Source organism: Mesorhizobium sp. RCAM 05104 (genome assembly GCF_059683645.1).
In genome coordinates, this window is the sequence record NZ_CM185033.1 from 6,339,361 (window position 1) to 6,365,187 (window position 25,827).

Sequence of the window (25,827 nt, forward strand, 5' to 3'; positions counted from 1 at the left end):
AAGCGAAAGGACATTCATGCCCTGGAACGACAAAAGCGGCGGCGGCGGCCCATGGGGCGGCGGCAACAATCAGGGACCCTGGGGGCAGGGACCAAAGGGACCGAGCGGTCCGCAGGGCTCGCCTCCCGATCTCGAAGATATCATCCGTCGCGGCCAGGATCGGCTGCGGCGCGCTCTGCCGGGCGGTGGCGGCGCCAGCCCGGCCGTGTTCGGGTTGATCGCGGCAGCCCTTGTCGTGCTGTGGGCGTTCCAGGCGGTTTATACCGTGCAACCAGACGAAGTCGCGGTTGAACTGCGCTTCGGCAAGCCGAAGCCGGAGCTGTCGCAGCCCGGCCTGCATTTCCATTGGTGGCCGCTTGAGACCGTTGAGACGGCCAAGATTTCCGAGCAGCTCGTCGACATTGGCGGTGGCAACACCAGCGGCAACGGCCTGATGCTTTCGGGCGACCAGAACATCGTCAACGTCCAGTTCTCGGTGGCCTATCAGGTCTCCGACCCCAGGGCCTATCTGTTCGACGTATCCGATCCCGACGGTATGCTGCGGCAGGTTGCCGAAAGCGCCATGCGCGAAGCCGTCGGCCGCCGGCCGGCGCAGGACATCTTCCGCGATGACCGCCAGGGCATCGCGGCTTCGGTTCGCGAAATCATCCAGACGACGCTGGACGGCTACAAGGCCGGCCTCAACGTCAACGCCGTCTCGATCGAGGACGCGGCACCGCCACGCGAAGTGGCCGACGCGTTCGACGAGGTGCAGCGCGCCGAGCAGGACGAGGACAAGTTCGTCGAGCAGGCCAACCAGTATTCCAACCAGAAGCTCGGCCAGGCACGCGGCGAGGCCGCACAGGTCCGCGAGGACGCGGCCGCCTATAAGAACCGGGTTGTGCAGGAAGCCGAAGGTGAGGCCCAGCGCTTCATCTCCGTCTATGACGAATATGCCAAGGCGCCGGATGTCACCCGCAAGCGCCTCTATCTTGAAACCATGGAGAAGGTTCTGAAGGACTCGAGCAAGGTGATCGTCGAACAGGGCAACGGACAAGGTGTCGTTCCCTACCTGCCGCTGCCGGCATTGCAGGCGAAACCGCCGGCACCGGCCGCGCCTTCCGCGAACACGGGAGGTACCCAGTGATGGCCAACCGTCTTCCCATCTTCGTCGTCATCGCGGCGGTCATCCTGTTCCTGATCTATTCCTCGGTGTTCGTGGTCAATGCACGCCAGCAGGCGCTGGTGCTGAGGTTCGGCGAAATCGTCGACGTCAAGAGCGAGCCCGGCATCTACTTCAAGGCCCCGTTCTCCTTCTTCGACGCCGATACGGTGCAGCTGATCGAGAACAGGGTGCTGCGCTTCGACCTGGACAACATCCGCGTTCAGGTGTCGGGCGGCAAGTTCTATGAGGTCGATGCCTTCATCGCCTATCGCATCTCGGATCCGCGTGTCTTCCGCGCCGCCGTGTCCGGCCAGATCGAACTGGCCGAAGCGCGGCTGAGGACACGTCTCGACGCTGCCTTGCGCCGCGTCTACGGTCTGCGCGACTTCGAGGCCGCGCTCTCCGAACAACGTGCCGTCATGATGCGCGAAGTCCGCGATCAGCTTAGGCCAGACGCCACGTCGCTCGGCCTGCAGATCGAGGATGTCCGTATCCGTCGCACGGATCTTACGGCTGAGGTCTCGCAGCAGACCTACGACCGCATGAAGGCGGAACGCCTGGCAGAAGCCGCTCGGCTGCGGGCTCGCGGCAACGAAGCGGCACAGCGCATCACGGCCCGTGCCGATCGTGAAGTGGTCGAGATCGTTGCCGAAGCGCAGAAGGAATCCGAAATCCTGCGCGGCGAGGGCGAAGCCCAGCGCAGCGCCACCTTCGCCGATGCTTACAAACGCGACCCGGCCTTCTTCGACTTCTACCGGTCGATGAATGCCTATGGCACGGCGCTGGACAACACCGGGACGACAATGGTGCTGTCGCCGAATTCGGAGTTCTTCCGCTTCTTCCGCGATCCCGACGGCAAGGAGGGGCCGGCGACGCCGGCTTCGCCACCGACGGCACCTGCCGCGCCGGCGGCACAGCCCAGCACCGGCCAGTAACGGCCGGTGCAGGATTTTTTCGCCGCCATGGGCCTCGTCCTCGTGATAGAAGGTCTGGTCTATGGCGGCTTTCCCGGCCTCGCCAGGAAGTTGGCCACCGAAGTGCTATCGATGCCCGAGAACGCGTTGCGGATCGCGGGGCTTGCAGCGGTCGCCATTGGGGTCGGCATCGTCTGGCTGGTGCGAGGCGGATGAAGGCGGCCAGCTTCGGTTTTCGGGATACGAGCTTAGATCCCTGGGATACGAGCCTCGATCCCTGGGATACGAGCCTCGATCCTTGGGACAACGGATGATTTATCCTCTGCCGGTGGTCATAGCCGCAAACGTGCCGTATTTTTTGCCAACATGGCGCGACGCGACGTTTTCGTCGAAGCGCGTTTCTCTTTCAGAAATACCGGGAGGCTTCTCGATGACATCCAATACCCTTTTGCGCGTGGCTCGGCGGACGTTCATCGCCAGCGCCGCGGCGCTTCTCGTCGGCGCCGTCGCTGTCCCGTCCTTCGTGACGCCGACAATTGCTGCTGACGGGCCTGCTTCGGTCGCCGATCTGGCGCAAGGCCTGCTCGGCGCGGTGGTCAACATCTCGACCTCGCAGACGGTCAAGGGCACGGAAGGTCCGGGCGCGGTGCCGATGCCGCAGCTGCCGGAAGGCTCGCCCTTCCAGGATTTCTTCGACGATTTCTTCAAGAACCGTGGCGGCGACAAGGACAATGGCGCGCAGAAGGTGCAGTCGCTGGGATCCGGCTTCGTCATCGACGCAGAGCAAGGCATCGTCGTCACCAACAACCACGTTATCGCCGACGCCGATGACATCGAAGTCAATTTCTCCGATGGCATCACCTTGAAGGCGACGCTGGTCGGCACCGACACCAAGACCGATGTCGCGGTGCTGAAGGTCGACCCGAAGGGCCACAAGCTGACCGCGGTGAAGTTCGGCGATTCCACCAAGATGCGTGTTGGCGACTGGGTGATGGCGATCGGCAACCCGTTCGGCCTTGGCGGCACGGTGACGGTCGGCATCGTCTCGGCACGCAACCGTGACATCAATTCCGGCCCCTATGACGACTTCATCCAGACCGATGCCGCGATCAACCGCGGCAATTCCGGTGGTCCGCTGTTCAACAGCGCGGGCGAGGTCATCGGCATCAACACCGCGATCATTTCACCGTCCGGAGGCTCGATCGGCATCGGTTTCTCCATTCCCTCGCAACTCGCCTCGGGCGTCGTCGATCAGTTGCGTCAGTTCGGCGAGACGCGGCGCGGCTGGCTCGGCGTGCGCATCCAGCCAGTGACGGACGACATCGCCGAGAGCCTCGGCATGGCGACCGCCAAGGGCGCGCTGGTCGCCGGCGTCATCAAGGGCGGTCCGGTCGACAATGGCACCATCCAGGCGGGCGACGTCATCCTCAAATTCGACGGCAAGGACATCCATGAAATGCGCGACCTGCCGCGTGTCGTCGCCGAAAGCCCGGTCGGCAAGGCGGTCGATGTGCTGATCGTGCGCAAGGGCGTCGAGCAGACGGTGAAGGTGACGCTCGGCCGGCTCGAGGATGGCGAGAAGCTCACCAGCGGCGAAGAGGGTGGCAACACCGACCAGGACAAGGGTGACAAGGCTCCGGCCGTTTCGACCGCTTCGGTGCTCGGCATGACGGTCGGCGAACTCAACGACGAGACACGCAAGAAGTTCAGCATCGCCGCCGATGTTTCCGGCGTCGTCATCACCGACGTCACCAAGGACTCGGCCGCTGCCGAACGGGGCATTCAGCCCGGCGAGGTGATCACCGAGATCGCGCAGGAATCGGTCGCCACGCCCAAGGACGTCATGGACCGGATCGGCGCACTGAAGGAACAGGGGCGCAAGAACGCACTTTTGATGTTGGCGTCCAAGACCGGCGAGTTGAGGTTCGTGACGATCCGGATGGATTGACGTCCGGAAAATCCGGCAACACTCTGATCTGAAAGAAAAAGGGCGGCTAGCGAGCCGCTCTTTTTTGTTCCCAGTCGGCGCGCCGGAGCCTGTAGAAGACGTGCCGCCTGAGCGCGGCGTGGCTGTCGGGAATGCCGGGTTGATCGAAGTCCGCCGATGGGTCGGCGGTCATGCCGAGGCGTTCCATGACGGCAGTGGAGCGCCGGTTGTTCTCGACGGCAAAGGAGACGATCTCACCAAGGCCGAGTGTCTCAAAGCCGAAGGCCAGCCAGGCTTCCGAGGCTTCGGTGACATAGCCCTTGCCCCAGAATTCGGGCGCCAGCCGCCAGCCGATCTCGACGGTGCCGGCCGGCAGGAACGGCAGATGATCGGTTCGCGTGAGGCCGACAAAGCCGATGCATTGGCCGGTGGCGGCGATCTCGGCCGCCGCAAAGCCGAAGCCGTCGCGGTCGATCACGCCTCGCAACTCGTCCATCTTGGCATCCGCCTGGACGCGGTCGCGGCGGAACGGGAAGAACTCCATCACCCGCTCGTCGGAATTGATCCGGTGGAACAGCTCGCGGTCGCGATCCTCCCAGTTCCGCAGGATCAGGCGCTCGGTACGCATTGTTTTCATTGCGCAAACTCTTCCTGCCTGTAGCCCTGCAAATAGAGCAACGCGGTCAGGTCGCCATGGTCGATGCGAACCTTTGCCTGCGCCGCCACGGTCGGCTTGGCATGAAGCGCGACACCCGTCCCGGCCAGGCGGATCATGTCGAGATCATTGGCGCCGTCGCCAACCGCGATGGCGTCAGCGGGGGTCAGGCCGAGGCGCGCTGAAATTTCGATCAATGCGTCGGCCTTGGCGGCACGGCCGAGGATTGGTTCGCCGACCAGTCCGGTAAAGCGGCCGTCCTGCTCAAGCAGGCGGTTGGCACGATTCTCCTGGAAGCCAAGCATGGCCGCGATGCGTGTGGTGAAGACCTCGAACCCGCCGGACACGAGCGCCGTGCAGGCGCCATTGGCCCGCATGGTCTGAACCAAGGCGCGACCACCGGAGGCCAAAGTCAGGCGATTGGCGACGATGCGGTCGACCACGGCGGCGTCGAGACCTTTCAGCAGCGCCACGCGCTCGCGCAAGGCCGGTTCGAAAGCGATCTCGCCGTTCATCGAACGCGCGGTAATAGTGGCAACACGATCCTTGACGCCGATCTCGTCGGCCAATTCGTCGATGCATTCCTGGTCGATCATGGTTGAATCCATGTCGGCGATGAGGATCTTCTTGCGGCGCGTTTCAGCCTGCTGGACGATCACGTCGACCGGTTCGCCGGCAAGTGCGGCGCGCAAGGCGGCTGTCGCATCGGCGGCGTCGGCTTGGCTCGGCAGGACAAGATCGCAGGCAATCGCTTCGGCCAGCCAGACAACAGCGCTTGCGCCGACCGACCGTGACGCCATATTCGCAAGCGACAGCGACAGAGCGCGGTCGGCGGGACGGGAAACAAGCGTGGCGACGAGCGGCATGGAACATTCCGACGGACAGGCGGGCGAGGGCCGCGTGAAGAACGCGATCCTGATAGCCGGGCCGACCGCGAGCGGCAAGTCGGCTTTCGCGCTCGATCTGGCCGAGCGCAAGGGCGGCGTCATCGTCAATACCGATTCCATGCAGGGCTATTCAGTACTCGACGTGCTGACGGCCCGGCCAGGGGCAGCCGACCTGGCCCGCGCCCCGCATTTCCTCTACGGGCACGTCCACCCGGCCACCGCCTATTCCACCGGCGCCTGGCTGCGCGACGTGATGAAGCTGATCGACGACGGCACGCTCTCCGCGCGGCCGGACGGCACGCTCTCGGCACGGCCAGTGATTTTCGTCGGTGGCACCGGGCTCTACTTTCGCGCGCTTGCCGAGGGCATTTCGGAAATCCCCGACATTCCGCAGCGGATCCGTGACCGCTGGCGCTACGAGTTGAAGGAGCAGGGCGCCGGCAAGCTGCACAGCCTGCTGCTGCGCGAGGATTCGGCGGCGGCCATGACGCTCAAGCCGACCGACAGCCAACGCATCGTGCGGGCGCTGGAGGTGCTCGACGCGTCGGGCCGATCGATCCTGGAATGGCAAGCGCAACGCGGCTGGCCGCTCATCGACAGGGAGAGCGCGCGTTTCTTCGTGATCGAGCCGGATCGGGCAGCTTTGGTCCGCCGTATCGAAGCGCGCTTCGACAAGATGCTGGACATGGGCGCGCTGGATGAGGTCAAGGAACTTGTGGCGCTCAACCTCAATCCAGACTTGCCGGCGATGAAGGCGATCGGCGTCCGCGAACTACAAGCGGCGATGGCGGGAGAGGTCGGGTTTTCCGAGGCGATCGAACTCGCCAAGATCGCGACCCGGCAATATGCCAAGCGGCAAGCGACCTGGTTCAGGAATCAACTGGGGCCGGAATGGCACAGATTGCGTCCCGGTGATGATCTGGAAACCACGATCCGACAGCTTGTCTCCGCTACAACCTGAAAAGTTGACCTGCAACGAAAGATTCCCGTTGCGGTTGTCCAAATTAACCCTCCGTAAGGCCCGCCATGCCATAAGGTCAGTGGGCATTTTTCCAACGGGGAGCAGATGCGTTTCCACAAGGCGGAATCAGCATTTTTCGTCTTTATTTTCGTGATCCTGGCCGCCGGTCTGGTGACGCTGCATGCCTATGGGCTTTTGCAAGCCTTCGCCACGGAGCTGCATACGGCTTCCGGCCAAGAGAAGATCATCTACCTCAACAAGCTCTTGTTCGCGACGGGCGTGCTCCTGGCCACGGCGTTGTTTTTCGGCATCTTCTTCATCTATCCGCTGATCCGAAAACAGGCGACGGAAGAAGGCAAGCTGCGCGCCATGACGGTTTCGCTCAGCGCCCGTTCGGAAACACTCGAGCACGCCGCCCTGACCGATGGCCTGACCGGAATGCAGAACCGGCGCTATTTCGACGATGCGCTGAAGGAATATCTCGAGGAGTTCAGGCGCATCGAAAAGCCCGTCGGGCTGATGATCCTCGACCTTGACCATTTCAAGCAGGTCAACGACACCCATGGCCATGATGTCGGCGACGAGGTGCTCAGGGCCGTCGCCAATTGCCTCAAGGACATGACGCGCTATCACGACGTGGTGGCGCGGTTGGGCGGCGAGGAGTTCGCCGTGGTCACACCCAATATGGACGCCGCACTTCTGGGCAAGTTTGCCGAGCGTATCCGCAAGGCGATCGCCAACATGTCGGTGCTCTCCGGCAATGTCCGCCTCAAGATCACCACCAGCGTCGGGCTTGCCGTCTGGGACCGCAAGGAAACAGCGGAGGAGTTTTACCGCCGCGCCGACCGCCAGCTCTATGAGGCGAAGAGGCAAGGCCGCAACCGCGTCTGCGCCTAAAATCCCGAAGAAGAATTCATGAGGCCGGTTGCCTGACGCGGCTTTCTCGACTTCCGGTGCTCACGGACTAGGTGTCCGCTCCGCTCCGGCTTCTCGAAAGCCACGTCATTCAATCCGGCCTGATGAATTCCCTTTCGGGATTTATCCAAGCGGGCCAACGAAGCAGACCTTGGATGCTTGACGCGGCTTCTCAACCGGTCAGCAGAACGCCAAAAAAGACTGCAGGATCGGCCTGCCGGCTCAATCGTTCTGCGGGCGCAGGCCGAAGGTCGCTGGCTTGAGGCCGTAGCGCATGTCGAAATCGTCGTCCGATGGTACGCGCGTCGCCGGCGGCTTGCGGTAGTCCGGGTCGCCGGCCTGGCGGCCCGAGTCGACGACTTCGGCGAAGGCCATCGCCTGCTGCTGCGGTTTCGGCACGTTGCGCAGCCGCTCGACGATCGTCACCAGATCGACATCATCGCCGGTTCTCGACGACGTGGCGTCTTCGCGCTTGGTCGTGCCCGGGATCAATTCCGCGGGCAGTTTTTCGAACTTCAGCCGCATGGTCGTCGCCACGCCTTCGCCAAAGGCAATGGCTTCGCGCTGGCCCATGGACGACAGGAAGGCAAGAGTCGATGCCGAGGAGTCGGCAATTGCCGAGCGGATGATCGCCTGGTCCTGCTCGTTGGCAAGCCGCATGGCAAAGAAGGTCGAGCATTGCGACAGAATGGTCGGATCGAGCTCGCCCGGGCGCTGGGTGACGACGCCGAGATAGCAGCCATACTTGCGGCCTTCCTTGGCGATGCGCGACAGCGCGTGCCTGGTGGGCGCGAAGCCGAGGCGGGCGTCGGCCGGCATATAGCGATGCGCTTCTTCGCACAGCAACAGAAGTTGCAGCTTGCCCTCGCTCCACAATGCGAGGTCGAAGGCCAGGCGCGCCAGCACCGAACAGACAGAATTGACCACTTCGGACGGCATGCCGGCCATCTCGAAGCAGGTCACCGGGCGGCCGTGATGCGGCACGCGGAAGATGTTGCCGATCGTCTCGTGGATGGTGTCCTCGATCAGGCGCGAGTTGAACATGAAACGGTAACGCGGATCGGCGGCCGCCGATTCGATGCGCGTCTTCAGCGATTTGAGTGTCGGGCGATCGTTCTTGCTTTCGAGCATGCCCATACGCTCATCGATCTGCTTGATGAGGTCGGCGATGCGGTAAGGCACCGGCGTATCGGCGGTCAGCGCATCGCTGCCGCGCCGCAGATAGGTGCCCGAATTCGGGTTGCGGTACAGATTCTTGGCGGCCGGAATGAGGTCGCGCAAGGCGTCGATTTCTTCCGGCACGGTCTCGCGCCCGCGGAAAAGCACCTCGGCGAATTCCTCCAGCCGGAACATCCAGAACGGAAGATCGAGCGTCTTGGAATCGACCCTGACGCAATATTCGGGCAGCGACGCCGCGAACTCGTTGTGCGGATCGAGGATCAGGATGCGCAGGTCGGGCCGCGCCGCGATCGACTTGCGCAGCAGCAGCGAGACGGCGGTGGATTTGCCGACGCCGGTGGTGCCGACAATGGCGAAGTGGCGCGCCAGCGTATCGTCGATGGCGATGTTGGCGGCGATCGACTCGTCCTGCGAGAGCGTGCCGATGGTGATGGAGTGACGCCCGGCGAGATCATAAACCGCCTGCAGGTCACGGGTGCGGATGCGGTGGGCGATGGCGCCGATATGCGGATAGGTGGTGATGCCGCGATCGAAGATCGGCTTGGCGTTCGGGTCAGCTCCGTCACGCACTTCGCCGATCAGCTCGATGCTGACCTCGATCGGGTTCTGGCCCTCGTTGCTCCAGGCGCGATCCGACTTGCCGATCCCGTAGACCAGGCCGACGGTTCGCGTGGATCCGAGATTGATGGAAATCATCTTGCCGACCGTCCACAGGCCGGTCACCGCGCCGTCGATATCGTCCGCATAGGCGCTGATGGTGGCGCGCGCGCCGTCGCATTGCACGACATTGCCCAGGACGCGCCTGTCGTTCTGCTCTGCGTTGCGGCGCTCCTGCGATGTCGGTTCTCCGCCGGAAGCTTCGCGTTCGACAAACATGGACAGGCCAATCCCATTTCCCTGAAGCATCGACCCTACAGGACTGGGGTTAAGGCGGGATGAGGTCGGATGGTGTAGAGAGGATTAAGCGGTCCGTGCAAATTGTCGCGAGACGGCTCTTCTCCAGTCTCGATATTTCGCTATAATGAACGTATGGATGATATAGCGAACGATATTTCCTCGACCATCGGCAGGAGGATTCACGCCGAGAGGGTCATTCGAGACTGGTCGCTGGCCGAGCTTGCGGAGCGGTCTGGTGTGTCGAAAGCGATGCTGAGCACGATCGAGCGCGGCAAGACCAGCCCGACGGCGGTCCTTCTGGTACGGATCGCGTCGGCGTTTGGCATGACGCTGTCGACCCTCATCGCGCGGGCCGAATTGCAAGGCGGTGGGTTGCTGCGCGAGAGCGATCAACCGGTGTGGCGCGATCCCGATACCGGCTATGTCAGGCGGCATCTGTCGCCATCTTGCGACATGCCGCTCGAACTGGTCAGGGTGCAACTGCCGGCGGGCGCCAAGGTCAGTTTCCCCGCCGCTTCCTATGCCTTCATCAAGCAACAGATATGGCTGATCTCAGGGCGGCTCGAATTCGTCGAAGGCGATGTGGTGCACAGGCTTGAGCCTGGCGACTGCTTGGCGCTTGGTGCGCCGGCGGACTGCACCTTCCATGCCTTGGGGCCGGGCGCCGACTATCTCGTCGCGCTGGTCAGGGGCTGACATCATGGCGAGACGACCAAAACGCTCCCACAATGGGGGGCCGCCTCTCGACGAGTACAAGGGGCCGCCATGGGGCAAGGGTGATCCCTACATCTTCCTTGCCTGGCAGGCCGCCCACGCCAAGGCGTGGAAGGCGCCGAGCCGCGAGGTCATGCTGCTGCGCATGGACAAGGCCGAACGGCTGGGCCTGACCTATGAGGAGTACACGCTCGAGATTCTGGAGCGGGGGCGGCACCTTCGGGAAGAAGACACCGAACGCATTGCAGCGATCAAGGCGGCACGCAAGCGCCGCCGCGCCCGCCATCTCGATTGACGGCGGTCAGTTCGCATCGACCATTTCACTGCAATTACAGATTACAGAACGCACGGATGAGTTTCCTCGAAATCAAAGCCCTGGCCGCGACGATGGAAACGCGGGATAGGCTGGCCGATCTGCTGATCGAAACGGTTGCCGCCGGCGGTTCGGTGAGCTTCATGCATCCGCTGGCGCCGGAAGCGGCAAGCGCATTCTGGGAGAAGTCGCTGGCTGCGGCGGCAAGAGGGGAAAGAGCCGTGCTTGGCGCCTGGGACGGCGAGGTTCTGGTCGGCACCGTGACCCTGCTGCTCGACTGCCCGCCCAACCAGCCGCATCGGGCCGAGATCGCCAAGCTGATGACACGCATCGATCATCGGGGCAGGGGCGTGGGAACGCACCTGATGCGCGCCGCCGAAAGCCTTGCCGTTGAGAAGGGGCGCACGCTGCTGGTTTTGGATACGGCGACGGAGGAGGGCGCTTCAGGCCTCTACGAAAAACTCGGTTTCACGCTGGCCGGCGAAATACCGGACTATGCTTTCAAGCCGCATGGCGGGCTGACTGGTACGCTGATCTACTGGAAGCGTATCGGCACGCCATCCCCGTAACTCAGGTCGGTCCCGGTCACGTCGGCGCCGCACCCGAGAGGCGCGACAGCAGCCAGTCGCGGAAATCCTGCTCGGCGCTGGTCAGGCGCGCGGTCGTCGCCCTGGTCAGAAAATGCCCCGAGGTGCTGGAAAGTTCGAAATCGGAAAGCCTGACCAGCGCCTTGCTGTCGAGCGTCGCATCAATGAGCGGTCGCGAGCCCAGCAGCACGCCGGCGCCGGCTCTCGCCGCTTCCATGGCGGCGACGAAACTGTCGAAGCGGTGCGATCGCCTGGGATGGCCGGCCAAGCCCGCGGACGCGAACCATTCCGCCCACATCTCGCGCGCGCCGGCGACCAGAAGCAACGGCAGGGATGTCCAGTCGGCACCGCCGGCCAGGGGCGGAGCCACCACCGGCACCAGCCGCTCGGCGGTCAGCCTGTCGGCTTCGCGGGCGGGAAAGGATCCATTGCCGAAACGGATGTCGAGCACCGAGCCCGGCAAGTCGTAGTCCATAGGGCGATGGATCGTCACCAGGTCGAGCTGGATGCGCGGCAGCGCCTTCGCAAGATCGGGCAGCGCCGGAACCAGCATCAGCAAGGCAAAGGAGATCGGCGCCCGGATGGAGACCGTCTGGACGGCGCGCGGCTCGAAGAGTTCCGCGGTGCTGTTGCCGATGGTGGCGAAGGCTGACTGGATGTGCGGCAAGTAGGCCGCGCCCTCCGGCGCCAGCGCGACGCCGCGCGCCAGCCGCAAGAACAGCCGGGTCTTCAGCCGCTCCTCGAGAAGCCGGATATGCTGGCTGACGGCCGCCTGGGTCAGGCCAAGCTCGGCTGCCGCCGCGGTGAAATTCGACAGCCGCGCCGCGGCCTCGAAACTGCGGAGCCAGTCGAGGGGAGGCAAGGACGGGATGGTTCTTCGAGCCATTAGCTGAGTGTGGTCATTGGCCAAAAAATGATAATTTGAGTTATGCCTTTCGCGCCGTCAACATGCAACCGAAACCCTGCGGATCGGGCCGCGGAGGCGTAGAGGACAGGAACGGATTTCGATGCTTACCCACGCGCTGATCGGCGACGAAGGCAGAACAATCGAACTTGGCTGGAAGGACGGGACGCGCACCCGCTTTCATGCGATGTGGCTGCGCGACAACGCGCTGGACGACAAGACGCGCAGCGCTGGCAACGGTCAGCGGCTCATCACCATCCTCGACATTCCGGCCGCGACGCGGATCAGTGCCGCACTGATCAAGGGAAGCGCCCTCGAGATCAGCTTCGTGCCCGAGCAGAAGACGGTCCGCTTTCCGGCCGCATGGCTGAGCGCCAACGCCTATGATCGTGGCGAGGCGCGCCAACTCGGCTGGACGGATGTCGGGATCAAGCGTTGGACCGGGGCGGCGATGCAGGGTTCCGTGCCGCGCGCCGACTATGCAATCGCCAGCCGCGACCGCGACGTCCTGCGGCAGTGGCTGTCGGCGGTGCGAGCCTATGGCTTTGCCGTGATGGATGGCTTGCCGGCCGAGTCCGGGGCCCTGTGCAAAGTGTCGGACCTGTTCGGCTATATCAGGGAAACCAATTACGGCCGCTGGTTCGAAGTGCGCGCCGAGGTCAATCCGAGCAATCTCGCCTACACCAATCTCGGCCTCCAGGCGCACACCGACAATCCCTATCGCGATCCGGTGCCGACGCTGCAGATCCTGTCCTGCATCGAGAATACGGTGGAGGGTGGCGAGTCGAGCGTCGTCGACGGTTTTGCCGTCGCGGCCGCGCTGCAGGCCGAAAACCCCGAAGGCTTCCGGCTCCTGAGTTCATGGCCGGCACGCTTCGAATATGCCGGCTCGTCGGGCGTGCGACTTCAGGCGAAACGGCCGATGATCGAACTCGGGCCCGATGGCGAGCTGATCTGCATCCGCTTCAACAACCGTTCGCTGGCGCCAACGGTCGACGTGCCGTTCGCCGACATGGACGCCTACTACGCCGCCTATCGCCGGTTCGCCGAACTGATCGAGGATCCCTCCTTCGAAGTCACGTTCAAGCTCGAAGCTGGCCAGGCCTTCATTGTCGACAACACGCGCGTCATGCATGCGCGCAAGGCGTTTTCCGGCACCGGCAAGCGCTGGCTCCAGGGTTGCTATGCCGACAAGGACGGCCTGCTGTCGACGCTGGCGGCGATCGAACACGGGTTCAAGGAGGCGGCGGAATGAGCGGCCAGGACTTGAACGCGGACAACATCGTCGAATTCATCGCTGACATCTTTGAACGCCGGGGCGCGGAATCCTATCTCGGGGAACCCGTCACCATGTCCGAGCACATGCTGCAGGGCGCGTGGTTCGCCGAGCAGGACGGCGCGCCGGACGAGCTGGTGGCGGCGGCCCTGCTGCACGACATCGGCCACTATACCAGCGAGTTCGGCACCTATTCGCCCGACGATGTCGAGGACAAGCACCATGACGAGGCCGGCGGCGAGGTGCTGGCGCCGTTCTTTCCGCCCGTCATCGTCGAATGCGTCAGGCTGCATGTCGCGGCCAAGCGCTATCTCTGCGCCACCGACCCGACCTATTTCGGCAAGCTTTCGCCGGCCTCGGTCCACACGCTGTCGCTTCAGGGTGGACCGATGAGCGCCGAGGAGGTGGCGGAGTTCCGCAAGAATCCCTTCCACGAGGAAGCGGTCCGGGTCCGCATCTGGGATGAGAGTGGCAAGATCGCCAACATGAAGACACGAACGTTTCGCGACTATGTCCCGCTGCTGCAGCAGGTGGTGACCAGGTTCGCGGCTGACAAGGCGTAGCCATTCGCGATCGAACAAAGAGGGAGGCACGGCCAGGACCATGCCTCCCTTCCTTTTGGCTTCCCCGGATGGCCCTACGACTATCCCTTGTGATGGACCTGCTGCAGCCCGTAGACCGGCGTCGGCAGGCCGACCTGCCGGGCTTTCAATTGCAGCGCCAGGAACTGCGAATAGTGGCGTGACTGGTGCAGATTGCCGCCATGGAACCACAACGCCTCCTGCTGCGTCGGTTTCCACATGTTGCGCTGTTCGCCTTCCCAGGGGCCGGGATCCTTGGTCGTGTTCGAGCCGAGGCCCCAGCATTTGCCGACCTTGTCGGCGACCTCTTGCGAGATCAACTCCGCCGCCCAGCCATTCATCGAGCCGTAGCCGGTGGCGTAGACGATGACATCGGCCGGCAGTTCGGTGCCGTCGCTGAGCAGGATGGAATGTTCCTTGATCTCCTTCACGTCGACGCCGCTCTTCAGCTTGATGGCGCCGTCGATGATCAGCTGCGAGGCGCCGATATCGATGTAGTAGCCGGAGCCGCGCCTGAGATATTTCATGAACAGGCCCGAACCGTCATCGCCCCAGTCGAGCATGAAGCCAGCCTTTTCCAGCCCCTTGTAGAAGTCGGCATCGCGCTTCTTCATCTTTTCGTAGAGCGGGATCTGGAACTCGTGCAGGATCTTGTAAGGCAGGGAGGCGAAGATGAGGTCGGCCTTGGCCGTGGTCATGCCGTTCTGCACCGCCTGTTCCGAATAAAGCGCGCCAAGGCCGATATCCATCAGCGTGTCGGACTTGACGATGTGTGTGGTGGAGCGCTGCACCATGGTGACGTCGACGCCAGCTTCCCACAGCGCTGCGCAGATGTCGTGGGCGGAATTGTTCGAACCGATGACGACCACTTTCTTGCCGACATATTTATCGGGACCAGGATGCTTCGAGGAATGGTGCTGCTCGCCCTTGAAGTTCTCCATGCCCTTGAACTTGGGCAGATTGGGCCGACCCGACATGCCCGTGGCCAGCACCAGCTGCTTCGGCTTCAGCGTGATGTCCTTGCCGTCGCGGTGCACGACGACGGTCCACTCCTTCGTCTTGTCGTCATAAGAGGCGCTCTTGGCCTCGGTCGATGACCAGTAGTTCAGCTCCATGACCTTGGTGTACATTTCCAGCCAGTCGCCGATCTTGTCCTTCGGCGAGAAGACCGGCCAGTTCTTCGGAAAATCGATATAGGGCAGATGGTCGTACCAGACGGGATCGTGCAGGCAGAGCGACTTGTAGCGCTTGCGCCAGCTGTCGCCGGCCCTCTCGTTCTTCTCGATGATGATGGTGGGCACGCCGAGCTGCCGCAGCCGCGCGCCGAGCGCGATGCCGCCCTGGCCGCCGCCGATGATCAGCGTGTAGGGCTGCGTCTTGAAGCCGAGTTCGGCGGCTTCCTTTTCGCGTTCCTCCTTCCATGTCAGGCGGTTCTTGCCCGAACCATGCTTGGCGCCCATCGGCCGCGCGAAGCCCGCCGGCTCCTCGTGGCCTTTCAATTCGACCATGGTGGTCAGCAGCGTCCAGATCTTGCCGTCCTTCAGCCTGATATGGCCAAAGCCGCGCGCCACCCCGGTCTCGAAACTGATCCAGCCTTCGATCAGCCCGCCGCTTGCTGTCGCGTCCTCTCCCTTGGCGATGGCAAAATGTGACGGCTTGATCTTCGACAGCTGGCTTTTCAGCATGTCGCGGACCTGATCGCGGCCCTCCATGGTCTTGATATTCCAGGTGAAGGTGACGAGGTCGCGCCAGTAACAATCCTCCTGAAAGCAGCTGACGGCTTTGTCTATGTCGTTGGCGGCAAGGGCGGCGCCGAATTGATCGAGCAGGTCGGACAGTTTCTTGTTTGGGGCCTTGTCGAGCATCAGCATTCCTCCCGTAAAATCCAAATCGTCATGGTGGCTCCTCCCGACTTGCAAGCCGGACGATCAGTATCGGCAGAGATGGCCGCCTTCGTCACGCCCCACCATAGTTTCCAGTGATTTCAATGGCTTGCCAAAAACAAGTCGAGGGAGAGCCGTTCACCCTCTGCCGGCAACGATGCAGGCGAAGAAGATATCCAAATGCGATCCGCACGTTTCCCTCTGCAAGGGAGCGGGCTGACCGGCGCGGGGACCGAACGGAATCCGGGGGAGCGGCGCGGGCCGCTTGCCGGGGCCAGGCAACGCAGCTGCGCGCCGACCGCCGGCTCGATTTTTTCCCGTTGACAGGTTGCCTTTCCCGCCCTTAGTGTCCGCCACCATGAAAACGGTACTCATTCTCGTAGGAAGGCGCGTGGGCAAGGCGGTGTAACCGCCGGGCGAAAACCTCCCATGCGCACACACAGGCTCCCTCGGGGGCCTTTTTTATTGCCTGAAACACGACTAAACGACCAGCAACGCCCAAATGGCGACAGTACGGGACCAGACCGATGAGCAACGGACAGAGTGAGCGGCGCGAAATGACGGGCGCCGAAATGGTGGTGCAGGCGCTGAAGGACAATGGCGTCAAGCATGTCTTCGGCTATCCGGGCGGCGCCGTCCTTCCGATCTACGACGAGATCTTCCAGCAGGACGAGGTCGAGCACATCCTGGTGCGTCACGAGCAGGGTGCCGGCCACGCGGCCGAGGGTTATGCACGCTCGACCGGCAAGGCCGGCGTCATGCTGGTGACCTCAGGCCCGGGCGCCACCAATGCGGTGACGCCGCTGCAGGACGCGCTGATGGATTCGATCCCGCTGGTCTGCCTGACCGGGCAGGTGCCGACCTCGCTGATCGGTTCGGATGCGTTCCAGGAATGCGATACGGTCGGCATCACGCGCCCCTGCACCAAGCACAACTGGCTGGTCAAGGACGTCAACGAGCTCGCCGCGACCATTCACGAGGCTTTCCATGTCGCGACGACCGGTCGTCCCGGTCCGGTGGTCGTCGACATCCCGAAGGACGTGCAGTTTGCCAAGGGCTTCTACGTCCCACCACAGATGGCGCCACGCACCAGCTACCAGCCCAAGGTCCAGGGCGATCTGGAAAAGATCAAGGCGGCGGTCGAGCTGATGGCCAGCGCCAGGAAGCCGATCATCTATAGCGGCGGCGGCGTGATCAATTCCGGCCCCGAGGCGAGCCATCTGCTGCGCGAGCTGGTCGATCTCACCGGTTTCCCGATCACCTCGACGCTGATGGGGCTCGGCGCCTATCCGGCATCGGGCAAGAACTGGCTGGGCATGCTCGGCATGCACGGCACCTATGAAGCCAACATGGCCATGCATGATTGCGACGTGATGATCTGCATCGGCGCGCGCTTCGACGACCGCATCACCGGCAGGCTGACCGCCTTCTCGCCGAACTCGAAGAAGATCCACATCGACATCGACCCATCGTCGATCAACAAGAACGTTCACACCGAAGTGCCGATCATCGGCGATGTCGGCCGGGTACTGGAGGATATGGTGCGGCTGTGGCGGGCGACCGCCAAGACCGACAAGAAGGCGCTCTATCCCTGGTGGGAGCAGATCGCCAAATGGCGCGCGCGCGACTCGCTCGCCTACAAGATGAACAACGACGTGATCATGCCGCAATATGCCATCCAGCGGCTCTACGAACTGACCAAGGGCATGGACACCTACATCACCACCGAGGTCGGCCAGCACCAGATGTGGGCCGCGCAGCACTATCATTTCGAGAAGCCGAACCGCTGGATGACGTCAGGCGGGCTGGGCACGATGGGCTACGGCCTGCCGGCGGCACTCGGCGTGCAGATCGCGCATCCCGACGCGCTGGTCATCGACATCGCCGGCGACGCCTCGGTGCAGATGACGATGCAGGAGATGAGCGCTGCCGTGCAGCACGACGCGCCGATCAAGATCTTCATCCTGAACAACCAGTATATGGGCATGGTGCGGCAGTGGCAGCAGCTGCTGCACGGCAACCGGCTGTCGCATTCCTATACCGAGGCGATGCCCGATTTCGTCAAGCTCGCGGAAGCCTATGGCGGCCACGGCATTCGTTGCGAGAAGCCGGACGAACTGGACGACGCGATCAAGGAGATGATCTCGGTCAGGAAGCCGGTGTTGTTCGACTGCCGCGTGGCGACGCTCGCCAACTGCTTCCCGATGATCCCATCTGGCAAGGCGCATAACGAGATGCTGCTGCCCGACGAGGCGACCGACGAGGCGGTGGCCAACGCCATCGACGCCAAGGGCAGGGAACTGGTCTAGTCCGGTCGAGCCGAGGCAGGGCTGTCGCGAGAAAGCCGTGCGCAAACAGAGAACTAGATCAAGAGTTTGAAATCGAGATTCATGTCATGAACGCACAGCTACAACCCACCGGCTCCGCCTATTTCATCGCCAAGGAAACGGAAAAGCCCGAGAACCACACGCTTTCGGTGCTGGTCGACAACGAGCCGGGCGTGCTTGCCCGGGTCATCGGCCTGTTCTCCGGGCGCGGCTACAACATCGAGAGCCTGACGGTCTCCGAGACCGAGCACGAGAAGCATCTGTCGCGCATCACCATCGTGACGCGCGGCACGCCACATGTGCTGGAGCAGATCAAGCATCAGCTCGAGCGCATCGTGCCGGTGCACCGCGTGGTCGATCTCACCGTGCGCTCGCATGAGTTCGGCCAGGAGCGGCCGCTGGAGCGGGAGCTGGCGCTGGTCAAGGTTGCCGGCACCGGCGAAGCCCGCGTTGAGGCGCTGCGGCTGGCCGACGCGTTCCGCGCCAGCGTCATCGACGCCAACACCGAGCATTTCATCTTCGAGATCACCGGCAAGGGCTCCAAGATCGACCAGTTCATCGCAATCATGAAGCCGCTCGGCCTCGTTGAAATCTGCCGCACCGGCGTGGCGGCACTGAACCGTGGTCCGCAGGGCATGTAGGGCCGGCCAGGCGGATCCAGATCTTCCACAAGCGCCAAACTCTGGCTCGGCCACAGGCCGGCCACTGGCCTTTGTGCGACCATCGGAAAGAGACAATAGTACTGACGTATCTGGGAGGGTATCATGTCGCTTGACGCATTCCTCGCCTTGCTGGTCTACGCCTTCGTGACCTCGATCACGCCGGGGCCGAACAACCTCATGCTTCTGGCATCGGGGGTGAATTTCGGCATCGCCAGGACCGTGCCACACATGTTCGGCATCAGCATCGGTTTCCTGGTGCTGCTGGTGGCGGTCGGGCTTGGCCTTGGCGCGGTGCTGACGGCGTTTCCGGCACTGCATACCGCACTCAAGATCGCCGGCGGCGCCTATCTGCTCTACCTTGCCTGGAAGATCGCCATGTCGCGCTCGCTTGCCGGCAAGGGCGAGGCGAAGGGGCAACCGATGCGCTTCATCGATGCGGCTGCGTTCCAGTGGGTCAACCCCAAGGCCTGGGTAATGGCGATCACCGCCATGGCCGTCTATACCAATCCGCAGCATCCGTTCCTGTCGGTGGCGCTGATCTCGATCGCCTTCACCATCGTCAATTTGCCGAGCGTCTCGGTGTGGGCGGGCTTCGGCACAGCGCTGCGCGGTTTCCTGTCCGACCCGGTGCGGCTCAAGTGGTTCAACATCGCCATGGGCGTGCTGCTGGCGGCGACGCTTTGGCCGATGTTGCGTTAGGTCGCGGGCTGTCCTGTTCGGAATGAAGGCCGATGCACAGCCATTGTGCAGTGCACATTAAATCTTCGTAATGCCGTGTTTTGGCCCTTTTCCGCCCAAGGCATGTCCTATCTATTCGGCGAAATGGCGGCAAGAGGCCGTGATTTGCGCTAGAATAAGACCATCAGGCCACGGCGTGTCGGATGGAGAGGGCCTTTTGATCATGCGTGGGAAAGCCATCCTTTCATTGCTTGCGGTCGCCTGCGTAGGCGCCGCCTGGCTTTACCTTTCGCCCGACACGATGGGCAAATTTCAGCAGATCATCGGCGGAAAGCCGGTCGCGGCGTCGGACAAGGCGGCGGCCGGCAAGCAGGCCGGCGGCGGCAATGGCGCTCGCTCAGCCTCGATCGTTTCCGCGACAGCAACGACGGCTGATTTCCCGATCCGGCGCTACGCGATCGGCTTCGTCTCCTCTCCGGCCGTGGTCAGCATCAATGCGCGTGTATCCAGCCAGATCGTGTCTATCGACGTCAAGGACGGGCAGATGGTTAAGGCCGGCGATCTTCTGTTCTCGCTCGATGACCGCGCGCTGAAAGCGCAACTCGCCAAGGACCAGGCGACGCTCGCCAAGGACCAGGCGATGCTCGCCAGCTCGCAGTCAGATCTTCAGCGCGCCAAGGACCTGGTCGCCAAGCAAGCCGGCACGCAGCAAACCTACGATCAGGCGATGGCGGCGCAAAAGGCCGCGGCCGCGACCGTCGATGCCGACAAGGCGACAATCGACGCCGACAACGTCCAGCTTGGCTTTGCCGCGATCAGGGCGCCGATCTCCGGCAGGCTGGGCGCCGTCAATGTCGCTGTCGGCGACCTCGTCACCACCAGCAATGGCAACAGCAGCACGGCGACCCCGCTGGTGACGATCACCCAGATGGATCCGCTGCAGGTCAACTTCAACCTTCCCGAAAGCAATCTGGCCCTTCTGCACAAGGCGTTGGTGACGCCCCAGCAAGGTGCCGTGACGCTGATCAAGGACGGTGATCCGACGCCGGTCGGCAAGGGCACGCTCGATTTCGTCGATTCCAGCGTCGATACCGCTTCCGGCACGATCGCGACGCGGGCGAGCGTGCCGAACTCCGATCTCTCCTTGTGGCCAGGGCAGTATGTCAACGTCGTGCTCGATGCCGGCATCATGCCACAAATGACATCGGTTCCCACGGTCGCGGTGCAGCCCAGCCAGAAGGGGCCGTTCGTCTATGTGGTCAAGCCGGACAACACGGTCGAGATGCGGCCGGTGCAGGTGGCGCTGACCGAGGGTGAAAACAGTGCCATCAGCGAAGGTCTGAAAAGTGGCGAGAAAGTCGTCGTCGAAGGCCAGACAAAGCTGAAGGAAGGTGCCGCGGTGCGTGAAGGCAAGGCTTCAGCCGGCGCCGATGGCCAGGCCGCTCCCAAGGTTGCCGAGGCCGACAAGGCCGGCGAGGCACGCCAATGATTTCCGAATTCTGCATCCGCAGGCCGGTCGCCACACTGCTGATGTCGTTCGCCCTCGTGCTGGGCGGGCTTTTTGCCTACAAATTCCTGCCGGTGGCCGCACTGCCGAGCGCCGAGTTCCCGGTGGTCAATGTCTCGGCTTCGCTGCCGGGCGCTTCGCCGGAAACCATGGCGACCTCGGTGGCGACGCCGCTGATCAAGCAGTTCGCCACCATTGCCGGCATCGACTCGATCTCGACGACCAACTCGCTCGGCTCGACCTCGATCGCCATCCAATTCGTGCTCAACCGGGATATCGACGCGGCAGCGGCCGACGTGCAGGCGGCGATCGCGCGCACGCAGCGCCAGTTGCCGCCGGAGATGACGGCGCCGCCGAGCTACCGCAAAGTCAATCCGGCCGACGCGCCGATCCTGTTGATGTCCCTGGTCAGCGACACGGTTCCGCTGACCGATCTCGATGCCTTTGCCGAGAATGTCATCTCGCCGTCGCTGTCGACAATCGACGGCGTGGCGCAGGTCTCGATCTTCGGCCAGCAAAAATACGCCGTGCGCGTCCAGATCGATCCGACAGCGCTTGCCGCACGTGGCATCTCGATCGACCAGCTGCAGACGGCGATTGCCTCGGCCAACAGCAACACGCCGCTCGGCGTGCTGCAGAACGACCAGCAGCAGCTGACCATCACGGCCAACACGCAGCTGACCAATGCGGCGGGATTTTCCGATCTCATCATCGCCACCAAGAACGGGCATCCGGTACGGCTGGGGGAGGTGACCCGCGTCATCGACTCGGTCGAGACCTCGACCACGGCGAGCTGGTATGACGGCACGCGCGCCATCATTCTGGCGGTGCAGCGTCAGCCCGACGCCAACACCGTCGACGTCGTCGACCGCGTCAAGGCGATGCTGCCATCCTTCCAGGACCAGATGCCGGCGGCGGCCAGCATCAAGCTGCTCAACGATCGCTCGACCTCGATCCGCGCCGCCGTCGACGACGTGCAGTTCACCCTGCTGCTCACCATCGCGCTGGTGATCATGGTGATCTTCCTGTTCCTGCGCCGGGTGACGGCGACGATCATCCCGGCGGTAGCGGTGCCGATCTCGCTGATCGCCACGCTCGGCGTGATGTTCCTGTTCGGCTTCTCGATCGACAACATCTCGCTGATGGGCCTGACGCTGGCGGTCGGCCTCGTCGTCGACGACGCCATCGTCATGCTGGAAAACATCTTCCGCCACATGGAGGAGGACGGGCTCTCGGCCTTCGAGGCATCGCTGAAAGGCGCGCGCGAGATCGGCTTCACCATCATCTCGATCTCGATCTCGCTGGTCGCCGTATTCATCCCCGTGCTCCTGATGGGTGGCGTCATCGGACGCATCTTCAACGAGTTCGCGGTGGTGGTCACGGTCGCCATCCTGGCATCGATGTTCGTGTCGCTGACGCTCACTCCGATGCTTTGCTCCAGGCTGCTGTCGGTGTCGAAGGCCGAGCGGGAAGCCGCGCACGGCGAGGGCCAGAAGCATAATTTCTTCATGCGCGGCTATGACTGGCTGCTGACCTTCTGCCTGCGCCACACATTCCTGGTTTTCCTGGTCTTCATCGCAACGGCGGCGGCGTCGGTCTGGCTGATCCAGATTTCGCCGAAAGGCTTCTTCCCGCAGGAGGACATCGGCCAGGTCTCGGTGACGACCATTGCGCGCCAGGACATCTCGTTCGATGCGATGGTGAAGCTGCAGGGGCAAGTGGCAAATGTCTTTTCCCACTCACCCTACGTCTCGCATGTCGCCTATTCGGCGGGCGGTGGCGGCAGGGCGCTCAACCAGGGTCAGCTCTATGTCCAGCTGAAGGACAAGGACCAGCGCCCCGACATCGACAAGGTGCTGTCGGACCTGCGCAAGCAACTCGCCAATGTGCCAGGCATCGAAACCTATATGCAGCCGGTGCAGAACCTCAGGCTCGGCTCGCGCTCTTCGGCAAGCGCCTACCAGCTGGTGGTGCAGGGCCTCGATACGGGCCAGACCGACCTCTGGGCGCAGAAGCTGAACGACGCCATGGCGGCCGATCATGCGACCTTCACCGACGTCACCGACGATCTGCAGAACAATGCCCTGCAGGCGACGCTGGTGGTCGACCGCGACAAGGCGGCGACGCTCGGCATCGATACCGACACGCTGCGCTCGAGCCTCTATGGCGGTTTCGGCACCCAGCAGGTCTCGACCATCTTCGGCTCGGCCGACAGCTACGAAGTCGTCATGGAGCTCGATCCGAAGATCGAGTGGTCGCCCGAGCGGATGCTGGCCATCCAGGTGAGGACGGCCAGCGGCAGCCTGGTGCCGCTCGGCGCCTTCGCCCGTGTCGACCGAACCGCCGGCGCCTTGACCGTCAATCAGCTTGGCCAGCTTCCGGCGGTGACGATCTCCTACAACCTGCCGCAAGGTGTGGCGCTCGGCGATAGCGTGACCCGCATCGACGCGCTGAAAGAGCAGATCGGCATGCCGAAGGCAATCTCGACCACCTTCGCCGGCACGGCCAAGACATTCCAGGATTCACTTGCAAACCAGGGCCTGCTGATCGGCGGTGCGATCCTCACCATCTATATCGTGCTTGGCATCCTCTATGAAAGTTTCATCCATCCGCTCACCATCCTGACCGGCCTGCCATCGGCGGTGCTGGGCGCACTGGTTGCGCTCAGGCTTGCGGGGATGGATCTGTCGGTCATTGCCGTCATCGGCATCCTGATGCTGATCGGCATCGTCAAGAAGAACGGCATCATGATGATCGACGTCGCGCTCGAATTGCGACGAGAAGGCATGTCGCCGGTCGAATCCATCCACAAGGCCTGCATCATGCGCTTCCGCCCGATCATGATGACGACGCTGGCAGCGCTGATGGGCACCATCCCGATCGCGCTCGGCACCGGCGCCAGCGCCGAACTGCGCCAGCCGCTCGGCGTGGCGGTGGTCGGCGGCCTTGTCGCCTCGCAGGCGCTGACCCTGTTCGTGACGCCGGTGATCTATGTCTACATGGAGCGTTTCTCCGGCTGGCTTATCGGGCTGTGGCCGAAGCGCGAAGTCGAACCGCGCCCAACCGAGGCGCCTGCCCAGCCGTCGCTGTTCGACGTCGATGAGGAGCCGCTGGTCGAGCCGCAGAAGGCGGCGGCCGAATAGCGCCGACCCGCCGCGAACGCGCTGGCCCAAGCCGTCGCGCTTGCGGCCTTGTGTCTGCGATCGTAATTTGCCGTGATGTCACACGATCATGACCACGACAACGAACTCGATCCTTTTGCCTCGCGCGTGCGCGCGCTGGAAACGATCCTCACCCGCAAGGGGCTGATCGACCCGGTCGCGATCGACGTCATCGTCGACACCTACGAGACCAAGGTCGGCCCGCGCAACGGCGCCAGGGTGGTGGCCAAGGCGTGGGCGGACCCGGAATTCGCGGCGTGGCTGAAGCGCGACGCAACGGCGGCGATCGGCTCGCTCGGCTATACCGGCCGTCAGGGCGAGCACATGCAGGCGGTGTTCAACACGGAGGACACCCACAACCTCGTCGTCTGCACCCTGTGCTCCTGTTACCCGTGGTCGGTGCTCGGCCTGCCGCCGGTCTGGTACAAGGCGCCGCCCTATCGTTCGCGCGCGGTCATCGATCCGCGCGGGGTGCTGGAGGAATTCGGGCTGACGCTGCCGGCGACCAAGAAGATCCGCGTTTGGGATTCGACCGCCGAACTGCGTTATCTCGTGGTGCCGATGCGGCCCGAGGGCGCCGAGGGTTGGAGCGAGGAGCGGCTGGCCGACCTGGTGACACGCGATGCGATGATCGGCACTGCCCTGGCGAAGGAGCCGGCATGAACGGGCCGCAGGATCTCGGCGGGCAGATGGGCTTCGGGCCGGTGGCGCCGGAAACAGACGAGCCGTATTTTCATGCCGCATGGGAAAAGCGGGCGCTCGGCGTGACCTTATGCGCCGGTGCCATGGGCGCCTGGACCATAGATGAGAGCCGGCATGCGCGGGAATCGCTGCATCCGGCGGACTATTATGCCTCCAGCTACTATCAGATCTGGATCATGGCGCTGGAGGTGCTGCTCAAGCGCCATGGCTTCGTCAGCGAGCGCGATCTGGCGGCAGGCACGGCGGTTGATCCGGCGGCAACCCCCAAAAGGGTGCTGAAGGCGGAAAACGTTCCGGCGGTGCTGGCCAAGGGCGGTCCCTGCGACCGGCCGGTTGCCACGCCAGCGCGATTCAAGGCCGGCCAGCATGTGCGGACCAAGAACTTCAACCCGACCGGCCACACGCGACTGCCGCGCTACGCACGCGGCAAGCAGGGAGTCATCGAGGCCGTGCGCGACGGCTTCGTGTTTCCCGACAGCAACGCGCATGGCCAGGGCGAGAACCCGCAATGGGTCTATACCGTCGTTTTCGAAGGGGCTGAGATCTGGGGCGAGGGGGCTGACCCGACGCTGGCCGTGTCGATCGACGCCTGGGAGAGCTATCTTGAACCGGCATGAGGCAAACGAACACGCCGCCAACTTGCCGGCGGGCGTCGATGTGCCGGTCTTCGCCGAGCCTTGGCAGGCGCAAGCCTTCGCGATGACGGTCGCGCTGCACGACAAGGGGCTGTTTTCGTGGAGTGATTGGGCAGAAGCGCTGTCGACCGAGGTGAAGAAGCGGGGCGCAGCGGCCGATGGTCATGATTATTATGAGCATTGGCTGGCGGCGCTGGAAGGCTTGCTTGCGTCCAAGGGGCTAGCCGGAAAGTCCGATGTTGACGCGATGGCTGAGGCCTGGGAACGCGCCGCACACGCGACCCCACACGGCAAGCCGATCCTGCTGGAGAACGATCCCGGGCCGACCGAATAAGTCATGGCGGCTTGCCCCGCCTGTTTCGTGTGTTCACTTTACGTTCCAGTTTGGGCCTGATAGCCTGACCCTTGCCGCCAAGGA

Annotated in this window: 24 protein-coding genes; 19 read left to right on the forward strand and 5 right to left on the reverse strand. The window is 63.5% G+C overall.

The window, feature by feature from the left end; all coding sequences use genetic code 11:
- The first annotated feature begins 16 nt into the window (after nt 1-16).
- From hflK to AC56QP_RS31020, 4 genes are all read left to right on the forward strand, one after another.
- Nucleotides 17-1,126 carry an FtsH protease activity modulator HflK gene (gene hflK, locus AC56QP_RS31005; RefSeq protein WP_489862035.1) on the forward strand — a complete coding sequence of 370 codons (1,110 nt, stop codon included), beginning with the start codon at nt 17-19 and terminating at the stop codon, nt 1,124-1,126.
- A complete protein-coding gene (gene hflC, locus AC56QP_RS31010) occupies nt 1,126-2,079 on the forward strand; it encodes a protease modulator HflC (protein ID WP_489862034.1) in 954 nt (317 codons plus the stop codon). Before hflK ends, hflC begins: the two co-directional genes overlap by 1 nt.
- A 6-nt stretch (nt 2,080-2,085) precedes the next feature.
- A complete protein-coding gene (locus AC56QP_RS31015; protein ID WP_489862033.1) occupies nt 2,086-2,274 on the forward strand; it encodes a DUF2065 domain-containing protein in 189 nt (62 codons plus the stop codon).
- Between the two features lie 214 nt (nt 2,275-2,488).
- Nucleotides 2,489-4,006 carry a DegQ family serine endoprotease gene (locus tag AC56QP_RS31020; protein ID WP_489862032.1) on the forward strand — a complete coding sequence of 506 codons (1,518 nt, stop codon included), beginning with the start codon at nt 2,489-2,491 and terminating at the stop codon, nt 4,004-4,006.
- 46 nt (nt 4,007-4,052) lie between these two features.
- On the opposite strand, the gene AC56QP_RS31025 is transcribed toward AC56QP_RS31020, so the two are convergent.
- Together AC56QP_RS31025 and serB are read right to left on the reverse strand one after the other, a co-directional pair.
- Nucleotides 4,053-4,622 (reverse strand): GNAT family N-acetyltransferase, encoded by a 570-nt coding sequence (locus AC56QP_RS31025; RefSeq protein WP_489862031.1) that lies wholly within the window; start codon nt 4,620-4,622, stop codon nt 4,053-4,055.
- Entirely contained in the window at nt 4,619-5,506 is an 888-nt protein-coding gene (gene serB, locus AC56QP_RS31030; RefSeq protein ID WP_489862030.1) for a phosphoserine phosphatase SerB, read from the reverse strand. The genes AC56QP_RS31025 and serB overlap by 4 nt, the downstream gene beginning before the upstream one ends.
- On the opposite strand from serB, the gene miaA reads away from it, so the two are divergent.
- On the forward strand, nt 5,505-6,488 hold the full coding sequence (gene miaA, locus AC56QP_RS31035; protein WP_489862029.1) for a tRNA (adenosine(37)-N6)-dimethylallyltransferase MiaA: 984 nt from the start codon (nt 5,505-5,507) through the stop codon (nt 6,486-6,488). The genes serB and miaA overlap by 2 nt on opposite strands.
- A 105-nt stretch (nt 6,489-6,593) precedes the next feature.
- A complete protein-coding gene (locus AC56QP_RS31040) occupies nt 6,594-7,385 on the forward strand; it encodes a GGDEF domain-containing protein (protein ID WP_489862028.1) in 792 nt (263 codons plus the stop codon).
- Between the two features lie 240 nt (nt 7,386-7,625).
- On the opposite strand, the gene AC56QP_RS31045 is transcribed toward AC56QP_RS31040, so the two are convergent.
- On the reverse strand, nt 7,626-9,458 hold the full coding sequence (locus AC56QP_RS31045) for an ATP-binding protein (RefSeq protein ID WP_489862027.1): 1,833 nt from the start codon (nt 9,456-9,458) through the stop codon (nt 7,626-7,628).
- A 153-nt stretch (nt 9,459-9,611) separates the two neighbouring features.
- Between AC56QP_RS31045 and AC56QP_RS31050 the strand changes: the two genes are divergently transcribed.
- Genes AC56QP_RS31050 through AC56QP_RS31060 form a run of 3 tightly spaced genes read left to right on the forward strand, consistent with a single transcriptional unit; the run spans nt 9,612 to nt 11,075 of the window.
- Nucleotides 9,612-10,175: a helix-turn-helix domain-containing protein gene (locus tag AC56QP_RS31050; protein WP_489862026.1), complete on the forward strand. Its 564-nt coding sequence runs from the start codon at nt 9,612-9,614 to the stop codon at nt 10,173-10,175.
- A 4-nt stretch (nt 10,176-10,179) separates the two neighbouring features.
- The gene (locus tag AC56QP_RS31055; protein ID WP_091580539.1) at nt 10,180-10,488 is read left to right on the forward strand and encodes a hypothetical protein; all 309 of its coding nucleotides are present in this window, start codon (nt 10,180-10,182) and stop codon (nt 10,486-10,488) included.
- Between the two features lie 56 nt (nt 10,489-10,544).
- Nucleotides 10,545-11,075 carry a GNAT family N-acetyltransferase gene (locus AC56QP_RS31060; RefSeq protein ID WP_489862025.1) on the forward strand — a complete coding sequence of 177 codons (531 nt, stop codon included), beginning with the start codon at nt 10,545-10,547 and terminating at the stop codon, nt 11,073-11,075.
- Nucleotides 11,076-11,091: 16 nt separating this feature from the next.
- Here AC56QP_RS31060 and AC56QP_RS31065 read toward each other — a convergent pair whose 3' ends face one another.
- Nucleotides 11,092-11,979, reverse strand: coding sequence for a LysR family transcriptional regulator (locus AC56QP_RS31065; RefSeq protein ID WP_489862024.1), 888 nt, complete (start codon nt 11,977-11,979; stop codon nt 11,092-11,094).
- Nucleotides 11,980-12,100: 121 nt separating this feature from the next.
- Between AC56QP_RS31065 and tmpA the strand changes: the two genes are divergently transcribed.
- Both tmpA and tmpB read left to right on the forward strand, forming a co-directional pair.
- Nucleotides 12,101-13,252, forward strand: coding sequence for a 2-trimethylaminoethylphosphonate dioxygenase (gene tmpA / locus AC56QP_RS31070; RefSeq protein WP_489862023.1), 1,152 nt, complete (start codon nt 12,101-12,103; stop codon nt 13,250-13,252).
- Nucleotides 13,249-13,836: a (R)-1-hydroxy-2-trimethylaminoethylphosphonate oxygenase gene (tmpB, locus tag AC56QP_RS31075; protein WP_489862022.1), complete on the forward strand. Its 588-nt coding sequence runs from the start codon at nt 13,249-13,251 to the stop codon at nt 13,834-13,836. Before tmpA ends, tmpB begins: the two co-directional genes overlap by 4 nt.
- A gap of 80 nt (nt 13,837-13,916) precedes the next feature.
- On the opposite strand, the gene AC56QP_RS31080 is transcribed toward tmpB, so the two are convergent.
- The gene (locus AC56QP_RS31080; RefSeq protein ID WP_489862021.1) at nt 13,917-15,719 is read right to left on the reverse strand and encodes an NAD(P)-binding domain-containing protein; all 1,803 of its coding nucleotides are present in this window, start codon (nt 15,717-15,719) and stop codon (nt 13,917-13,919) included.
- Between the two features lie 545 nt (nt 15,720-16,264).
- Here AC56QP_RS31080 and AC56QP_RS31085 point away from each other — a divergent pair.
- From AC56QP_RS31085 to AC56QP_RS31120, 8 genes are all read left to right on the forward strand, one after another.
- Nucleotides 16,265-18,046 carry an acetolactate synthase 3 large subunit gene (locus tag AC56QP_RS31085; RefSeq protein ID WP_489862020.1) on the forward strand — a complete coding sequence of 594 codons (1,782 nt, stop codon included), beginning with the start codon at nt 16,265-16,267 and terminating at the stop codon, nt 18,044-18,046.
- An 86-nt stretch (nt 18,047-18,132) separates the two neighbouring features.
- Entirely contained in the window at nt 18,133-18,705 is a 573-nt protein-coding gene (ilvN, locus tag AC56QP_RS31090) for an acetolactate synthase small subunit (protein WP_091580555.1), read from the forward strand.
- A 123-nt stretch (nt 18,706-18,828) separates the two neighbouring features.
- Nucleotides 18,829-19,425, forward strand: coding sequence for a LysE family translocator (locus AC56QP_RS31095; protein WP_489862019.1), 597 nt, complete (start codon nt 18,829-18,831; stop codon nt 19,423-19,425).
- A 202-nt stretch (nt 19,426-19,627) separates the two neighbouring features.
- Nucleotides 19,628-20,893 (forward strand): efflux RND transporter periplasmic adaptor subunit, encoded by a 1,266-nt coding sequence (locus tag AC56QP_RS31100; protein WP_489862018.1) that lies wholly within the window; start codon nt 19,628-19,630, stop codon nt 20,891-20,893.
- Complete coding sequence (locus AC56QP_RS31105) at nt 20,890-24,054, forward strand: efflux RND transporter permease subunit (protein WP_489862017.1); 3,165 nt, start codon at nt 20,890-20,892, stop codon at nt 24,052-24,054. Before AC56QP_RS31100 ends, AC56QP_RS31105 begins: the two co-directional genes overlap by 4 nt.
- Nucleotides 24,055-24,129: 75 nt before the next feature.
- A complete protein-coding gene (gene nthA, locus AC56QP_RS31110; RefSeq protein ID WP_489862016.1) occupies nt 24,130-24,735 on the forward strand; it encodes a nitrile hydratase subunit alpha in 606 nt (201 codons plus the stop codon).
- Nucleotides 24,732-25,391: a nitrile hydratase subunit beta gene (nthB, locus tag AC56QP_RS31115; RefSeq protein ID WP_497100935.1), complete on the forward strand. Its 660-nt coding sequence runs from the start codon at nt 24,732-24,734 to the stop codon at nt 25,389-25,391. Before nthA ends, nthB begins: the two co-directional genes overlap by 4 nt.
- Nucleotides 25,378-25,743: a nitrile hydratase accessory protein gene (locus AC56QP_RS31120; RefSeq protein ID WP_489862015.1), complete on the forward strand. Its 366-nt coding sequence runs from the start codon at nt 25,378-25,380 to the stop codon at nt 25,741-25,743. The genes nthB and AC56QP_RS31120 overlap by 14 nt, the downstream gene beginning before the upstream one ends.
- The last annotated feature ends 84 nt before the right edge of the window (nt 25,744-25,827 follow it).